Annotated in this window: 14 protein-coding genes; 8 read left to right on the forward strand and 6 right to left on the reverse strand. The window is 42.0% G+C overall.

Going from position 1 to position 17349, the window contains the following annotated elements:
- The first annotated feature begins 181 nt into the window (after nucleotides 1-181).
- The 4 genes from AC4II3_RS16995 (at nucleotide 182) to AC4II3_RS17010 (ending at nucleotide 1831) form a co-directional block, all read left to right on the forward strand.
- On the forward strand, nucleotides 182-472 hold the full coding sequence (locus tag AC4II3_RS16995; protein ID WP_488029344.1) for a hypothetical protein: 291 nt from the start codon (nucleotides 182-184) through the stop codon (nucleotides 470-472).
- Nucleotides 465-746 (forward strand): toxin-antitoxin system TumE family protein, encoded by a 282-nt coding sequence (locus tag AC4II3_RS17000; RefSeq protein WP_488029345.1) that lies wholly within the window; start codon nucleotides 465-467, stop codon nucleotides 744-746. The genes AC4II3_RS16995 and AC4II3_RS17000 overlap by 8 nt, the downstream gene beginning before the upstream one ends.
- A complete protein-coding gene (locus tag AC4II3_RS17005; protein WP_488029342.1) occupies nucleotides 734-898 on the forward strand; it encodes a toxin-antitoxin system TumE family protein in 165 nt (54 codons plus the stop codon). Before AC4II3_RS17000 ends, AC4II3_RS17005 begins: the two co-directional genes overlap by 13 nt.
- Nucleotides 899-1273: 375 nt before the next feature.
- Nucleotides 1274-1831, forward strand: coding sequence for a Uma2 family endonuclease (locus AC4II3_RS17010; protein ID WP_488014906.1), 558 nt, complete (start codon nucleotides 1274-1276; stop codon nucleotides 1829-1831).
- 102 nt (nucleotides 1832-1933) lie between these two features.
- Here the strand turns inward: AC4II3_RS17010 and AC4II3_RS17015 are convergent, their stop codons facing one another.
- On the reverse strand, nucleotides 1934-4069 hold the full coding sequence (locus tag AC4II3_RS17015; RefSeq protein ID WP_488014904.1) for a pentapeptide repeat-containing protein: 2136 nt from the start codon (nucleotides 4067-4069) through the stop codon (nucleotides 1934-1936).
- Nucleotides 4070-4373: 304 nt separating this feature from the next.
- The gene (locus AC4II3_RS17020; protein ID WP_488014903.1) at nucleotides 4374-4781 is read right to left on the reverse strand and encodes a DUF2834 domain-containing protein; all 408 of its coding nucleotides are present in this window, start codon (nucleotides 4779-4781) and stop codon (nucleotides 4374-4376) included.
- Nucleotides 4782-5024: 243 nt separating this feature from the next.
- On the opposite strand from AC4II3_RS17020, the gene AC4II3_RS17025 reads away from it, so the two are divergent.
- From AC4II3_RS17025 to AC4II3_RS17035, 3 genes are all read left to right on the forward strand, one after another.
- A complete protein-coding gene (locus AC4II3_RS17025; protein ID WP_488014901.1) occupies nucleotides 5025-5297 on the forward strand; it encodes a type II toxin-antitoxin system Phd/YefM family antitoxin in 273 nt (90 codons plus the stop codon).
- The gene (locus AC4II3_RS17030) at nucleotides 5278-5550 is read left to right on the forward strand and encodes a Txe/YoeB family addiction module toxin (RefSeq protein ID WP_488014899.1); all 273 of its coding nucleotides are present in this window, start codon (nucleotides 5278-5280) and stop codon (nucleotides 5548-5550) included. Before AC4II3_RS17025 ends, AC4II3_RS17030 begins: the two co-directional genes overlap by 20 nt.
- 454 nt (nucleotides 5551-6004) lie before the next feature.
- Nucleotides 6005-6217, forward strand: coding sequence for a hypothetical protein (locus tag AC4II3_RS17035; RefSeq protein WP_488014897.1), 213 nt, complete (start codon nucleotides 6005-6007; stop codon nucleotides 6215-6217).
- A gap of 811 nt (nucleotides 6218-7028) precedes the next feature.
- On the opposite strand, the gene AC4II3_RS17040 is transcribed toward AC4II3_RS17035, so the two are convergent.
- The 3 genes from AC4II3_RS17040 to AC4II3_RS17050 all read right to left on the reverse strand — a co-directional run bounded on the left by AC4II3_RS17040 (nucleotide 7029) and on the right by AC4II3_RS17050 (nucleotide 16246).
- Nucleotides 7029-8702 carry a PfaD family polyunsaturated fatty acid/polyketide biosynthesis protein gene (locus AC4II3_RS17040; RefSeq protein WP_488014895.1) on the reverse strand — a complete coding sequence of 558 codons (1674 nt, stop codon included), beginning with the start codon at nucleotides 8700-8702 and terminating at the stop codon, nucleotides 7029-7031.
- A gap of 317 nt (nucleotides 8703-9019) precedes the next feature.
- Nucleotides 9020-14458 (reverse strand): PfaB family protein, encoded by a 5439-nt coding sequence (locus AC4II3_RS17045; protein WP_488029343.1) that lies wholly within the window; start codon nucleotides 14456-14458, stop codon nucleotides 9020-9022.
- A gap of 30 nt (nucleotides 14459-14488) precedes the next feature.
- The gene (locus AC4II3_RS17050; RefSeq protein WP_488013532.1) at nucleotides 14489-16246 is read right to left on the reverse strand and encodes an SDR family NAD(P)-dependent oxidoreductase; all 1758 of its coding nucleotides are present in this window, start codon (nucleotides 16244-16246) and stop codon (nucleotides 14489-14491) included.
- Nucleotides 16247-16333: 87 nt separating this feature from the next.
- Here AC4II3_RS17050 and AC4II3_RS17055 point away from each other — a divergent pair, with 87 nt between their 5' ends.
- A complete protein-coding gene (locus AC4II3_RS17055; RefSeq protein ID WP_488013530.1) occupies nucleotides 16334-16483 on the forward strand; it encodes a hypothetical protein in 150 nt (49 codons plus the stop codon).
- 77 nt (nucleotides 16484-16560) lie between these two features.
- Here AC4II3_RS17055 and AC4II3_RS17060 read toward each other — a convergent pair whose 3' ends face one another.
- Nucleotides 16561-17265 (reverse strand): hypothetical protein, encoded by a 705-nt coding sequence (locus AC4II3_RS17060; RefSeq protein ID WP_488013528.1) that lies wholly within the window; start codon nucleotides 17263-17265, stop codon nucleotides 16561-16563.
- Nucleotides 17266-17349 lie beyond the last annotated feature (84 nt).

A 17349-nucleotide genomic window follows, 5' to 3' on the forward strand; every position in this document is an offset into this window, starting at 1 on the left:
CAGCATCTAAATAAACATAGAAAGTATAGCGTTTTTCATAGCTACGAGGTACACAGAATTTTTTACCTCTTGCCTGCTGCCTGTTGCCTGCTCCCTGCTCCCTGCTCCCTATTCTCTGTTCCCTATTCCCTGTTCCCTTATAAACCTTATTAACGTCAATTCAAAAAACTCAAAAAAAATGATGGCTGAACTCAAAATCAGGTCAAAAGATCCAGATTCACTAAAACGAATTATTCAAAGTGCCTTGTCAGAAAGATTACAGAGTATTAAAGCAGGAATTCAAAGGACAGAACAACGCCTTCAGGAATTTGAAACCAAATATAACTTATCGACAGCGGAATTTGTTACTCGCTTTAACAACGATGAATTAGCCCATAGTTTTGACTTTGATGAATGGATCGGAGAATCTAAAATGCTGACACATTTACAAAAAACAAAAGAATCTATAGAGGATATTTATTTTGTTGATTGAAGAGTATTTTGATAAGATTGATAGTTTATTTTCATCATCGCCACTAGTCAAAGGGTTAACTATTGAACGGGACAAAAGAGGAATGTATGAAGGTTTTATCAGAGGCAAGATAAATTTCCAAGATAATTCCTTGCTACATTTCAGAGAATTTGTTTATGTAGAAATTTCCATCGATAGAAAAATGTATAGTTATCAATATATGAATTCCGATAATAATCTAATTTTTCGCTATGACAATACCGAACACCATAGGTGCGACCCGTGGCGAATTTAATTCGCCAACGGAAAGCGCACCTCAGAAAATTAAATCTTTCTACTTTTCCTCATCATAAACATGATGGCAGTGAGGATAATGTTGTTCAATCTAATGCTCCTTTTTTAGCTGAGGTACTTAAGGAGGTTGAACAAATATTAGTCCAGTTTTAGTGCATTCGCATAGCGTGACCTACGGCCAATTCCTTAGTTGACGTAGGGTCGGCAGTGGTTGATACGGATCAGATCAGCTGACAAAGCCCTTTGCTAAGCACTGCCCACCATAGCAATCTTGTAGGGTACGTTACTATAATGTAACGCAGCATCTAAATAAACATAGAAAGTATAGCGTTTTTCATAGCTACGAGGTACACATAATTTTTTCCCTCTTGCCTCTTGCCTTCCCCTCCTGGGAGGGGTTAGGGGTGGGTTCCTCTTGCCTCTTGCCTGTTGCCTGTTGCCTGCTCCCTGCTCCCTGCTCCCTATTCTCTGTTCCCTGTTCCCTGTTCCCTAAAAAAATGTACCTCACCTAATTCAAAACCGCTATATATGACCACAGCCACTCCACCCCTAACCTTAGAGGAGTTCCTCAAACTCCCAGAAACCAAACCCCCATCAGCATTTATCAATGGGGAAATCATTGTTAAGCCCATGGCACAAGGCCAACATAGTCTCCTTGAGATTGAGTTGTGTCAAGCTATCAATCGAGTCGCTAATCCCAACAAAATTGCCAAGGCTTTCCCCGAATTGCGCTGTACCTTTGGGGGTCAATCAATTATTCCCGACATCACAGTCTTTCGTTGGGAAAACATCCCCATTGAACCAACTGGCAAAATTGCCAACCACTTTGAAATCCCTCCAGATTGGGCAATCGAAATTCTTTCCCCAGACCAAAGACAAACTAAAGTCCTCAGCAACCTCCTCCACTGTTTGCGTCACGGAACTGAACTAGGATGGTTAATTGATCCGGAAGAAGAAAGTATTATCGTGATCGATGAGACTCAACGATTGGAAATTCTTTCAGGAACGTCTAGGTTACCGATTCTCAATGGAGTAGAGTTAGAAGTGACAGTTGAGCAAGTTTTTGGGTGGTTAATCCTAGGGTAGACCCTATCAACCTTAATTTGGTGCGTTTTTGATGCTTCGCACCCTACAAGGGCTTACTGTTCGCGTAGCGTGCGCGTAGCGCTAATGGCTGTTCGCTTACCCCTAAACCTCTGTCCATCCCTCAATCGTAGCCACCAAAATGTTAACTAAAGGATGGTCTAAGGCTTCCTTGAAAGCTTCCACTCCTCCAGCTTTCAGAGCATTGATAACCTTAGCTTTTAGGGTTGGGTTATTCTCAATTTGGTCAACAACTTCACTGACAACTATCATCTTTTCTTTGCTTGTTGTAGTGGGATTACTCTGGGATAGTTGGTTGAGAAGTTGCTGGATTTCAGCTGCTGCTTCCGCTAGGTTTTGGGTTTGTTCAGCTTCATGAAAATTTATGTTGGGACTATCTTGTTTAACATCCCCACCACTTACCTTACCAATACCAAATGCACCAGTGAAGGTATCTCCTTTAGATTCACTTTCTGCCATAGCTTTTACCTCTAAGTTAATAGGTCTATTTGCTTGTAATTTTATAATCTCTTTTAAGTCAGCGCTTTGCTCACGATAAATTACTATCTGGTCATCTCTAGCTTTTAATTTTTCTTTATATTTTTCTTCCACAGCTTTGAGGGCAAGTTCATAGTTTTGCGTGAAGTCACTATGAATCTTTTCCTTATTCGTGTCAGGGGGAACACTTACCTTAACAACAACTACTCCATCCCCTTTATTTTCAATACTCTGAATAGCTAGTTCGGTATCTTCATTCTCTACTTGGACTTTTTTGAAAGCAGCAATAAAAGCTTTCCAATCTACACCGTTTCGGAAAATTAGGTCAACAGTATCTAAGACCTCTTGGAATAGCTTAGTAAATTCTCCTGGTTGAAATTCGCCACTACTTGGACGACGCTCCCGGTTATCTGTTCCTGGCTCAGGATTTTCTAACAGATAAACAAACCGACAATCAACATTAGTTAACGTAGTTGTTGAATCAATATTCCACGCTTCTAAATAAGCTCCAGTAAAATAAGCACGAGTAAAATCCGTATCAACGCAATTAGCTTCAGTTAAATTAGCCCATTCTAAATTAGCCTCTTCTAAAGTTGCTTCCCTAAGATCAGCCTGTTTTAGATTAGCATAATTTAGATTAGCTCCTCTTAAATTTGCACCACTAAGATTACAATCAATATAAAACTTATTATAACCATTACCACTAACCAATAATTCTCTGACAGCTGTATCAGCTAAGATAGTTTTACCTGGTCTAGCTTGGTCAAGCTTAATAGTATTTTGCCAACAAGTATGAGTGAGAGTAACTTCTCTTAAATCTGTACTTTTGAGGATAGCTCCCGTAAAATCAGCATTGGTTAGGTCTACATTATAAAAACTTGTACCTCTGGTGGCTACCAAAGCTATGGAAATTTCCCTGACTAAGGTAAAATTATTGTCTTCCCCTAATGCACCCCAAGCAATCAAAATACTTGAATAAACAGCAATAATAGTGCTAATTATCACAACAGCATCATAAGCGAAGTTAGAAAAAAGCGCCGACGAAAAAAAAGGCAAATGTAAATGTATACCCAATAATAAGAAAAATAATATGGCAAAAATAGCATTAATCGTAGAAGCAAAAATACTCCATACAGAACCCCCAACCAGACCAGCAATAGTAATTAAAACCGAACCATTGAGAGCCACTAAAATAGCACCAGTGCCCCCTCCTACAGCATTAGAAAATTGCATTACAGGTCTCAATAAATTACCACTGTTGCTTTCAAGAAAGCCGCCATAGATAGTACCAACGCATAAGACAACAATAGCGAAAAGTACAGCGATAGCGACTGACCGAAAAGCTTTTTCTGTAAGGCCCTTAGAGGCAAAAGCGATAAGTATAAATGCTACAACAATGAAAAATAGTATTCCAGGTAAGTAGCTGTATTGCTGAGTATATTTAGGTTTCATCAATTGGGCTACATAACTCGCAGCAATTACTAACCAGCATCCTATTACTCCTGACAGCAATAATGATCCAATGAGGAAACCAATTGCCCAGGGTCGTTGTAGTCCAGCCTTCGCGTCACAGAATTTGGTATCTTTGAGGTAGGCATTCTTAAAATTTGCCCCTCGAATATCCGCTTCACTAAAATCTGCCCCGGAAAGGTCTTTTCCCTGAAACGATTGACCCCTAAGATTTACCCTGCGGAAATCCCGTTCTCCTGCTGCATATCGTCTCAGAACTTCTTTAGCTTTCATCGACCACAATCATATATAGTTGAAGTGAAGGCTGGAGCGCTCCTTGATGTAAACTACAGTCGATTAATCAGGATTCCGGAAATACTTACGTAGGAATAAATTTACTTGGGCACATAGGTTTCCTCAAAACCCTGCTACTGTCCCACCCCTGAGATGCACTACGCACAGCCAAAGGCGATTGACCTGCGGCCATGCTACGCGATGAAGCGAAGCTTCCGCTAAGAGCGATCGCATCAGTAGCAAAAACCAACATCCCAATCCAAACGCGGTAGTGCGATTAATTCTTGATTTTTTCCGATAATTCTTACGTTGGTGAAGTCTTTTCCTCCTGAGTATCTCCTGCTAGACCTAGCACTTCCATCTGCTTGCGTTCCCGCATCAACAGAAACAACGGAAATCCAAAACCAAAAGATACTAAGAAGATAGCGACAATGTAAAGACCCCACAACCTCATTTTGAGCCGTCGCCCTTCTGTTACAATCAGCACAATTGCACACAAGGATGCAACACTTACATCTATTCCAATAAAACTGGAGGCGGGATAAGCATAAATTTGTTTGATAAACAAAGCAATATCGAAGTTAAGAAAGTTAGCCAGGCTTAGCTTTCCTTTAGTGATAATAATGAACTGCACCAAATAGTAGTTTGTCCAGACGAAACCGATGACTGTTAAGCCAGCATAGATAATTTGTCGAATGCGATTCCAGAGCATAGAGGTAATAGTTATAGGAATTCTAGGACTTGTGAGCTATACAATTTATAGATTTTAGGGAACAGGGAAGAGATTAGAGGGAATAGTGTAGCCCCAAATTGATTTTAGTTGATGTAGGGTGGGCAGTGCTTGATACAGAGTCAGATCAGCTGACAAAGCCCGTTGCTGGGCACTGCCCACCATAAGTGTAGCCCCAAAGGAAATATTAACTTGCTATACTTAAGCATAAATGAGGAAAAAACAGTGAACTCTATCCCTATCAAGCAATTTAAGACTAACATCCAAGACTTTATTAAACAAGTCATCAATCAACATATTCCCCTCAAAATCACCGATCCCAATGAAGGAGACTTTATTATTATTAGTGCCGAAGATTGGGAACAACAACAAGAAACCTTGTATGTTTTACAAAATAGCCATTTAATGGAACAGATTAACCATTCTCAAGCTACCCATACCCAAAATAAAGGCTACTCTCCCAATCAGGAAGAATTAGATGAGATCCTTAGTATTTGAGGGCAAAACTTGGGAAATTTACGAAGAACTTCGGAAAAAAGATAAAAAACTCCATCAAACCCTTTGTAAACTCATCAAAGAAATGCTGAGAGACGATCCTGCTAAAGGCATGGGAAAACCTGAACCGTTAAAACATAATTTATCGGGGTTGTGGTCAAGAAGACTTTCTCAAAAAGATCGCCTTATTTACAAATTTGATGATAACTATGTTTATATTTTTGCAATAGGTGGTCATTACGATCAATTTAATTGATTTTAGTGCGATCGCATCTATACTAGAGAAGTTTAGTTATAGTGCTTTAGTCTAATAAATACTTCTTGTCAATAGTTGGGAAATAGTTATTAATAAACCCTGTTTGCTTGTGTTTATTAACAAACAGACTGTTTCGTACAGACATCCAGGGATAGGTTGTTGTAGCTGAAACCGACTTCCACCGTTGCGATATTCTGTTCCCGTAGCGTGGCCAACGGCCAAGGAGCTGCTAAAGGCGATTAGCCCAAAGGGCTAGTCGCCTTTGGCTGCGCGTAGCGCATCGCACCAGTAGCAAAAACCAACATCCCAACTCCAGGGCGTACCCTAAGCAAAACTAAGCCCACGGATCAGCCATTCTTTCCTGATTTTTTACAAATATGAGATAAACCATTAACAGCTGTGTATACCCGCACAGCTGATCACACAGGTGCATTTTACTGATCACTCAATTACTATGTTGGACTTCTTTTTCATCCGCGACACCAAGTGGCTGTTTGAAACTGCCATGGAAAACCCCGAATTGGCTCCGTCCGTAGTTGAACTGCTCTTCCTAGAAGAGATTAAGTACAAAGTTCGTGATAGCTCAATCTTAAAACACGACTATCATCTGACAAATTTAAGACAAGCCTATGTTGACACTATCCGGTCTAAAGAAACTCATAGTTGATGTAGGGTGGGCTTTTATTCAATAGCTGAAAGCTGACAGCTGAACGCGCACCCGTGCGGTTCGCGCATAAGCTAAATGCTTACAAAAAAAATAGCCGTAGAAATACTATCTACGGCTATTTCAGTGCTGTAAACCCTATGTCATGTCTATCAGTTTCCGAATCAATCCGCATGTGATCCTATGCGAACAGACCGGAGCTTTTGCTAGGGGGGGAACCCCCCCATAAATTTAACCGATTAACGGCAAGTCGAAGACTTGCTTATAAAACTAATGACTTGCCCTGGAATGCCCGTGGGCTGTAAAGGGCTCCAGTCCGAAAGCGACCCATAGCCGAGTACATAAAGGCCGTAAATAGTCTTAATTACGGCTTCAGGAGAACCCTTAATGTATTTAATACGTTTTTTCTTCGGGTTAGAATCATCATGATTATTGTCGTGATTCGGAATAAAGTCTGTAGACATGGCTAAAAAAATCAATTAGGTTTATAATGATTATTGTAATGATTATAAATTTACTTGTCAAGGGTTTTGAAAAATTTTTTTTGGGGGGAGATAATTTTAGGATGAATTGTTAGCTATCAGCTATCAGCTATCAGCTATCAGCTTATGTAGGGTGGGCAGTGCTTGATATAGATCAGCTTACAAAACTCATTGCTAGGCACTGCCCACCTTACGATTAATCTAGTTCCTGTCGGTGGGCAGTGCTTAATACATATCACCTTACAAAACTCATTGCTAGGCACTGCCCACCCTACGATTAATCACTGATAGCTGATAGCTGACCGCTGATAGCTGTTCGCGTAGCGCTTAAGCTAATAGCTTAAAGGCATCGGACAATAATAACGATAATGCCCAGGCATTTGTAAGCCCTGTAATTTCAAACTTTGCAGGCGATATAAGTAAGCCGCTCCAGTCATAATGTGGTGGGCAACATCTACCACATGGCGGGCTTCCGGTTGAGCTAAGTAAGACCCCTTGACCCATTCATTAAAGGAACCCATAGCAGGACCACACCAGATTTGATAATCCATTTCCCGACCCTTTTCACCAGCACTAGACCAGCGAGACGATAAGCCTAAATACCAGCGGAAAATTAGAGCCATTTTGCGCTTAGGATTGTTAGTAGCTCGGGTAATTTGTTCAGGGTCCCGTTTAGTGAAATAGGCTACTGTATCCTGCCAAACCGATTCAATACTCTTGCCCAACACTTGGGTTTCTAATTTCTTTCTTTCCTCAACAGGAATCTCCTCAATCGAGTTATAATTTCTGTAGAGGTCGTATAATTTTTGAGCTCGCATTGGGAAGAGGGTACCTCGTTTTAGTAGTTGCACTTTCACCCCCATCTCAAACATATCAGCACAGGGAGCCATAGTTACATCAGCCATCCCAGCTTTAGCCAGTAAGCGTTTGGTGTGGTCAGAGGTGCCAGCTTCCACACAGGCTTGATTAACTGACCCAGTCACCACATAAGCCGCCCCCATCATAAAAGCCGCTAAAGCTGACTCTGGTGTGCCAATCCCTCCTGCAGCACCAACTCTCACTTGTCGTTTGTAACCGTATTGCTGCTGAATTTCATCCCGCAATACGATAATAGAAGGCAGAAGACACACTAAAGAACGATTATCGGTATGGCCACCAGAATCTGCTTCTACCGTGATGTCATCCGCCATCGGGATTTTTTCAGCTAGGGTAGCCTGTAACTCGGTAATCAATCCTTGTTCAACCAGTTGCCGCAGAAATTTAGTTGGGGCTGGCTCTAAAAATTTCCTAGCTACTTCTGCACGAGAAATTTTAGCAATGATTTTGTTATTTACCTCAATTTCACCCACTGAATTGAGACTCAATCCAGCAGCTCGATAATATACAATATGAGCAGTTAAATCCATAAACGCAGAAGCCTCAACGGTCTTGACACCGTGCTTGAGATACAACTCAACTGCTCCTCGTTCTAACGCTTCTTCACTAGGGCTGTGAATTAGATTAAAAGCGTAGGGGCCTTGGGGCAGGGCTTCTTGAATTTGTTTAATCGCAGCTTCAACCCGGTTAGGCACTAAACCAGCAGAGCCGAAACTACCGAGAATTCCAGCTTTGCCCAGAGCAATCACCATAGCCTCCGAAGCAATACCTCCCGCCATGGCACCAGCAGCATAGGCATACTTAAGCCCGTGAAACTCTCGGAAATTGCGATCGCCTAATTGTTGAGGTGGCAGAGGTGGCGCAAGCATCAGGGTTTGTACCAGCTGACGTTGATAACTATCAAACCCATTACTTTGATTAGCGATTCCAATCCGACCTTGGTGTGTAACTACATAACAAGGTTGCTGTAAATTCAGCAGCTTAGTTTTCATTCCAATATCATCAAAAGAAATTAACTCCGCATAACTTGACTGACTTGAGTTTATCCCATGGAAACTATTGGAATTACTGTAATTATCAGTTAATAGAGCAGTGGATGAATTGTTTGGTTTCTTGCCGTTTTCTAACATAGTTTTAATAGGGAGTAGGGAGTAGGGAGTAGGGTGTAGGGTGTAGGGTGTAGGGTTTAGGGTTTAGGGAGTAGGGTGTAGGGTTTAGGGAGTAGGGTGTAGGGTGGCACAGGCTTCCAGCCTGTGACCTAACCCATTAGCTGACCACTGACCACTGACAGCTATCAGCTAAATCCTTAAACCCTAGGGCGTGTTTTCTTGCCTCGGAGATCCCCCTAAATCCCCCTTAAAAAAGGGGGACTTTGAGTATGGCTCCCCCCTTTTTTAAGGGGGGCTGGGGGGGATCATAATCTTGCGGAAAACTTTGAAAACACGCCCTAGGCTTCCAATAAGCCAATCGCAATATCTTTAATTTCGTAAATCCTCATGTTATCTTTCCACAAACTAGCATCACCAATAATCTTGATTTGTTCATTATCAAACTCAATAGATGAGATATGAACTTCCAAGAACATTTTGCGGTTTTCTGGAGTAATCTGACCCCGATATTTCCAGGTAATTTGATGATTAAGGACTTGTCCAAACCGAGGGGATTTCAAAGATTTGCCCAAATCTAGCTCCAGGGCATAAACTTGCATGGCTTGCAAGATAGCTTCCACCCCTAGGGCCCCTGGCATCACTGGATCTTGATAAAAGTGACGGGAGAAAAACCAGTCATTTGGGGTAATCTCTGTACTGGCATAAATGTAGCCTTTTTGATAGTTACCGCCCCCTTCTATAATCAGAACGTCATCTAGAAAATCTAACTGACTGTGAGCTAAACGGTAATGAGGCTTATGAGGTGGAGCGTGATAAAATTTCTGCTGATTTTCAGGAGCGTTGAGGTTAATCGTGATTGCGCTACGATTTAAATTTTGTTCATACCAGGGTTGCACTAGTTTACCCTTATCTAAACCGACTTGGTTAGCCAGCACTTGGTGACTAAAATACCCAAATACCATATTCCCCTGGTAAAATTCTTCGCCATCGCAGAACATTTGGAAATCAAACTTTTGAATAATCGCACCTTTGACAGCAGTGGATGAGAGCATTGTCACCTTGTCAGTGATAGTTTTGCCTCGGAGATCGATATCCTTGAGAACTTTTGCTTGACCATCCAGATTTCGGAAATATAGATCTTCATCTGGGAATAACAAAGTTGTGCCCAAGTGAACACCCAAGAAAATGCACGGTTGACCTGCAATTTCAATGTATGTACAATAAGGCAAATAAGGGTAGGAATTGTGGTTATAGAACCAAGCTGTTGGAGAAACATCATAGTTGGTAGTAATTGTTGAATTTGGCTGTAATTCGTGCCGTTTACCCTCTACCTCTAAGACTCGACTAATTAAGCAAAACTCCTTATTCGGTACACGGACGCAACGGCGATTATCATAAATTTGGAATTCTTGTCCCAGACAGCGAGTCACATAACCTTCCGCCAGTTCTTTGAGTTGCTCTGAGCTAAATAAAGCTGCTGGTTCAGGTGTGGTGATTTGACTCGGTAATGTCCCTAGCTGCTTTTGAGATACTGGCTGTTTTTCCGATAACTGTAAGCCCAAGTTCTTAATCGCAGCAATGGTTTTGCCAGCAAAGATAATATCCACGTTAGCGGACGCAAACGGTTGGGGAGACAGTCCGATTTCAGTAATTTCTAGTTGGTAGACTAATGTACCAGACCCAGGAGTGACTTGTCCGCGAAAACGAGAACTCATGGCAAGTTCAGGAATAGGCTGAAACCTAGCATCTACGGTACGGGTTTGTAGCCCTAAGAACAGTAGATAAAATTGCAACAACTGACAACTTCCTTCAACCATGAGACTACCAGGCATGGTCGGGTCATTTTTAAAGTGACAGAGAAAATACCAATCCTCTGGTGTCACCGATTTTGTCCCCATCACTAAGCCTAATCCTGCTGCACCTCCTTGGGGGTCAATGTCAATAACACGGTCAATCATCAACAGTTTCTGGGGAGGCAAACGGAGTGATGGATTGCCCTGTTGTTGGTAATTATTCCCAAAGCAAGCCGCAATATTTCCTTGGCTTAAGTGGAGCAGGTCTTGTTGGTCAAAAATAAGTTTTTCGCAGGAGAGCAAGGGTTGGAAATGCTGTGGCTGGATGCTATTAAGTGCTTTATTCTCTTCTTCCGTAGATACAATCCCGTTTCCTAGGGCAAGTTCTTCATCAGAAAACAGTCCAGCACAGCCTCCATCTAATGTCATCCAAAGTTTATCACCAATCCAACATTCTCCTTTAAAAAATATCAGTAAGCTATCTTCAGTTATCACATGAGATGTGATTTTGACTTCATAGCGGAGAGTTTTTATGGCTTCAGGTTGGTTATCTAAAAATTTAGCTGTCAGGTCAAGTAAACGAAATGACCGTTTACCTTTATTCTCGAAGTCAGACCCTAGATAACTTAGTAATAGTAAAATGCCATGACCGGCTTCTTTACAGATTCCTAACGGAACTTGACCATCAACGGCATACCAAGCATTTTCCGGTAGATCGTATTCAGTTTCGATCACACCCGTTTTATAGTTCTCTCGTTCACCCTCTAGTTTAGTGACTCGACTGATAAATAGATAAGGAGGAGAAGGGAGTCGCACTCGTCGGGCATAAGCATCAATACTTTCAAAATCGTTACCAAAGACTCGTGAAACCTTTCCTTCTGTAAATTCCAGTACATCGTCGGCATTAAATATAATAGTAGTAGATGTTTCTGGGATAGTAGGAGAATTAACCGGTATAGTTTCTTGGTAAGTGAATTCCTGGCTAGAAATTTTATCTTTTACTAGGGTCATAGTTTGGGTTTCAGCCATAGGTTGGCTCAACTCTGCTACTGGTTTGGACTTGAAACTCACAGATTTATCAAAGTTAGCGCCGATAATCCCAGACTTGTTGATATCAGATGTTAGTTTAGTTTCCAGCAATTTGTATTGATTACCGGTTTCTAATACTGACGTTTCTGACACTGAAGAATACAGTGGGGATAAATTCAGAGATACCTGATGACTGACTAATTGTGCCAAGACTTTAACGACAGCAGCGTGGTCATCTCCCCTTTTAGGATTGATGCACACCGCAAGATGGTCTTGCTGTTTGAGGGTGTCACTAATCCATCGTGTACAGGTACCTCCAGAGCCCAACTCAATGAATAGTTTGGCTCCATCATCATAGGCACGGTTAATGAGCCGAGGAAAGTCAAGCTCCTGACAGACCCCTTGAGCTAAGTGATTAGCAATGGAGTTTTGGTCAAGGGGAATTGGTGTGTAGCGGGCAGAGGAATAAAATACAATGTCTGGTGTTTTGCTAACTGATACACTATTGAGTTTGCTAAGCTCATTGTATTCAGAAGCCATTGCCTCACAGTGCAGTACCAAATTGGTGGGAGAACGGAATGAGTCGCAGCCCAAGGCTTCAATTACACGCTTACAGCCTTCGGGCTCTCCCGCAATCACCACTTCCGTCGGGGTGTTGATGTGGGTCAAATAGACTCGGTTTTCCTGTTTCAGGCATTCCTTAACTGTAGATGCTGGTGCCATCAGCACATAACTACTCCACAATTCTGTCCCATCCTGCTGCGGTGGCTTGGTCATCCCCCAATGGTCTCGCACTGCGTTCTGGGCACCAGCTAGGCGACTACGAAATAGCTCAGAGGAATTGACGAAATTACTGCCATAGTCAGCATTGGACCAAACATCTAGGGCATACATCATCGTGCTTTCCCCCATGCTGTACCCAAAGGCGACTTGGGGCTGCACCTGGAAATACTCTCTCAGGATCTGGGTGAAGAGCACTGCAAAGCCAGTTCCTGTTTCCAGCATCGACAAGGGAGTATCAGCTAATTTAGTTTCTAGGTCTTCTAGCTCCCGTTTTGATAATTGATGCTGACTTCTAGGATAGAGCTGTTTCTCCCGGAAAAATTCACCAGGATTGGAAACCAAGCTAGCAGCGCGGTCATAAATGCTGGGAAACAACTGGAATAGTTTCCGACCCATACTGATGTAGGAATTGAAGGCACCGGGATAAACAAATGCGATAGCACCCTTTTTACCGAGGGGATTGGCAGTAAAATAGCTACCAAGAGGACTTTTCCAGGGTTTCCCTTCAGCAAAAGCACGCTTAATACCCGGTCGCGACCGCTCGATTTCCCGCATCACTTTAGCTTTATCACCCCCAACAATTGCTAGGGTATAGGTTGCCTGGTTTGAACCTTTAAACTTAGCAAAGGTTTGGTTAGCAACTTGAGACAGAGAAGAGCTATTTTCAATAGTTTGCTCTAGCACATCAAGCTGCTCTAGTAAAGCAGATTGGTCATTAGCTGCAATTGGGAAAAGATAGAAGGGAGCTTGTTCTAAGTATCCGTTGCTGCGCTCTGTTTCACTCAACTCTTCTGATAAGATTAGGTGTCCATAACTCCCATCCCCAGCTAAGCTATTAATCGCAGCTACTCGTTTTACTTGTCCTGGTGTCAGAAACCAAGGTCTCGATTCATTAGCGACATAGAAAGGACTTTCTTTCCAAAGCTCTGGCTGTTTCGGTTTTGACCAGTTGGGAGTAGCGGGAATATAGCGATTATAAAGACACAGAGCGGTTTTAATTAAACTCGCGATACCAGAAGCAATATAAGTATGACCGATAGTGGATTTAACACTACCTAAACAACAGCTCAATTGGGAATTATCCCATTGATACGCTGCAATTAATCCCTGAATTTCTGAGCGGTCTTGCTGTTGCAAACCACTACCAAACACTTCTAGATAACCAATATCCCTTGGCTTCACTCCAGCTTTATCAAAAGCCTGCTCACAGGATTGCTTAACTGATTCAGCACCAGTAATAGAACTATTAGCGATCCAGTTAATGCCATCAATCACAGCATAGATGCGGTTTTGATCCTGCTTGGCTTGTTCCGCTCGTTTTAAAACAACAGCACCTGCTCCTTCACCCAGGATCGAGCCATTAGCATGATAATCGTAACTTAGGGTAGGTTCACCTCTATTACTGTTGCTATTACCCAATAGCACCTGGTCAAATTCATGGACAAGATTTACAGCAGCAACAACCACCGCGTCTACTTCTCCAGCTTTTAGCAGTATTTGTGCTATATCCAGAGCTTTGATAACGGAATTTTCAGCAGCCTCTACGGTGAACGTAGGACCAGAAATATTCCATAAAGTGGCCATTTGACTAGCCACACTATGGTCTTGATTACTAACGGAATTGGCATTAGGGTTTGAATTAGAATTGGAATTAGCGATCGCATAACCAGATTCCCCACTACTAGCCCTCTTCAAGAGAGATAGTTGCTCAGAATCAGAAACCATCTTGTTTGTGCTCAGGTATTCCTCCAGGACTCTATCCAGATGCAACCTGCTATCCCTTTGCTCCACTGGAACTCCCGAGCTAAGTGAGGTAATCACTGCCACATTTTTTAGCGGTGTCTTCCCTTGATCAAAACCCGCATCTTTCAAAGCATTATCAACAACATTGCTTAGGAGTAAATTCTGATAATCTAACCTTTCAACTTCATTACTTTTGGAGTTAAAATTAAAAGCATTAATATCAATGTTATCAAAAACGTTTACCCGTGGTAATGTACCATTTGTACCACCCACTTCTTCTGATAATTGCTGGTTTTGAACCCTACCTTGATATCGGTTATGAGGAATAGGATGAAAATGCTGGCTGCCATCATAAATGCTAGCTGCAAACTTATCCAATCCTTGGCAGGAACCAAAAACAGCATCCATGCCGACAATCGCTATTTCCATTTTTATTGTTATTCCCTAACGTTTGAAAATTTAGAATGAAGAACAAACCAAATCTGAACAAGTGTTTTCCAGAAATAGGTGATTAAGTCGAGAGCTGCTGGTCACCTGCATTTGGTCAATCGTTAGATATATAGTTCCTTGAGCATCGTGAGCCGTAGCATTAGCAACTACTCGATTGTCACTCCTTGAATCAATCTCCAATGAAATATAAAAATCCTGATTAAATGGAATCAAACTAAACTGTTCCAGTTTGCTAAACTGCAAAGGTAAGCTACCTAAATCATCAAAGTATCTGACCCAAACGAGTAGAGCTTGAAATAAAATATCAGCAGTGTAAGCATTGAATGCCTGGACGGGAAATTTACCTTGTTGTTTGACGTCCAAACTCTGCAAACTACATTGAACAGTCAATCCTTCAGGACTGATATTGAGAATTCGCTTCACTCCCTGAAAACGGGGTTTATGGAATAAGGTGCCATTTTGATAAGGTGACAGACTCAGAAGTGCTGGATCTTGGGTACTATTAAATGACTCATAAGTAGTAGCTTGAGGAATTGCTTGCACCAGTTTTAGTTGAGTCTTGTAATGATAATGAGGTATTTTTCTAGTGCTTTCGCTAGAAACCACTGCTTCAAATTCTATTTCACCTTGAGACTTATTGATTTCCTTTAAATCCAGCGTGTAGTAATTGGCAAGGGTGTTGTCGAAAACAATTCCTTTGAGAACTTTGTAGTTGTCACAACTGAAAAATTTGTAACCGGGATAGAGTTGTTCACAAGTATTAGCCAGCCATGAGATACCACACATCGCTGGTAAAACCGGATGAGAGCCAATCACATGGTCACAGACAAAATGATTTTCGGCTAAGGTTAATTTTCGCTGAATACGGAATGTCTGTTTTTCAGGAGATAGCTGCTTAGGGGAGCCCAAAATTGGACGGCTCATCACTAGAATTTGTGGAGTCTCCTGATCAGGACTATTTAATTCATCAATTAACATTTTTGCTCCCACATCCACGGAAATTAATTCCATATCTTGTTGGGCAAAAAACTTCTTTAATTCTGGGGTGACCATCCCCCCATCCCAAGGCCCCCAACCGATAGAAAGTACGCGACAATTGGGATACTTACGCTTTAGTACATAGGCATACTTATTAAGGATTTCATTAGCTAAGGCATAATCAGATTGACCAGGATTGCCATAAAAGGCTACAAAGGAGGAAAATAAAACAATGAAGTCTAATTCACTGGGTTCGACACAGCTCAGTAAACTTTCTAACCCTTCAATCTTGGTATTGTAAACAGTTTCAAAATCCTGCTCTGATTTTTTTTCAATCAACTTATCCGCTAAGTTTCCCGCTCCATGAATAATTCCCGTAATCGCTCCAAAGCGCTTAATCACTGGTGCTAGTTTAGCCGTTAAATCAGCACTATTGGTAACATCTACACTAATATAGTCTGCCTCTCCTCCAACCTGTTTAATAGTAGAGATAGTATTAGTAATGTCTCGCCTTTTGGAGATGGTCTTAAAACGTTTTTGAACTTTTACAGGTGTGGGCTTTTCACCTTGGGCGATCAAATCCTGCATGATGCGCTTTTTCAATTCGGACTCGTCGAAGCAATTTTTAGCCCATTCTGGTTCACTGTCACCAATAGAAGAGCGACCAAGCAGAATAAATTTGCACCGATATTGCTCTGCTAGTTTAATTACGCATTGAGCCGTAACCCCTCTTCCACCACCGCTGACCAGAACAACGGATGATGAATTAATTGTAGTGTGTTGGTTCATTAGGCTGATCTCCGAGGTAGTGTGTACCAACAGAAAAATCTCTGAGTTTAATGCTCTAAATACTTTTCAGGGAAAGTTTGATTTTTTATGCAGAGTGAGGTAGTTTTTACAATTCTTAACAATTCCCTGTTCCCTGCTCCCTATTCCCTGCTCCCTGTTCCCTGTTCCCTGTTCCCTGTTCCCTATTCCCTGTTCCCTGTTCCCTGCTCCCTGCTCCCTGTTCCCTTTGCTATATAGTTAATCCGCAGAAGGGAAACCCTCTGCGGATTATTAATTAACCTATACTTGTGCACAGCCATCAGTGTTTCATAACTCTAAGCAGCCATCGGTGTTTCAGATACTAGTGTCACCCGTCCTTCGGAATTGTATCCCACCTCTAAGATCAGGGAATTGGGATCATAAAGTTCAGTGATGACGGCTTGTGCTGTCGTTTCCGCATCCAACTCCGGACTGAAGTCAATAGCTCTGCAAAATACCCCTTGCCACTCTAAGTTGAGAGTTTTGGTTAGACCAAACAGACCACCACCAATGACACCAAAGTCGATTTTTCCTCCTAGTCCAAATTCACCATCTAGATGAGCAGCGGTCAGAAAAGAACTACGCCCCTGATGTGCTGCTTGAGTTAGTGATGTCTTCAAGTGCTTAGCCATGAGAAACACATACTTGAGGATAGCCTTTTCAGCTTTGAGATAGGAGAATCGGTTATTATGAAGCTCTTGACTGACAGGATGTAGGTGGATAAAGGCTTCAATGGAACCATAAGTCCCTAAAACCAATTGCAATTGCTGTTGCAAGTACTCCTCCCTCAACTCTGTAAGCAATAGACGATTGACTTCTGGGGGTAGGGGTGGCTGTTGGGCCACCAGAGACTGAGGTAAACTGATGACCACTACCTGCCAACCTCGTTGAATTAAGAGTTGCGCTAGCCTGCTGGTGGTTAAGGAACCGTCATCGGTCAGTAAACAAGTAGAGCGCTGAGGTTTGGGAAATTCCCAGAAATCAGGAGTTGGTAGTGGCATCAGTTTGACAAGGCGACGTTGAATCGGGTGATTAGGAAGGGGTTGCTGATCTACCGGGTTGGCTACGCTATTTTTTTTTTAGCC

The organism is Moorena sp., from assembly GCF_982860115.1.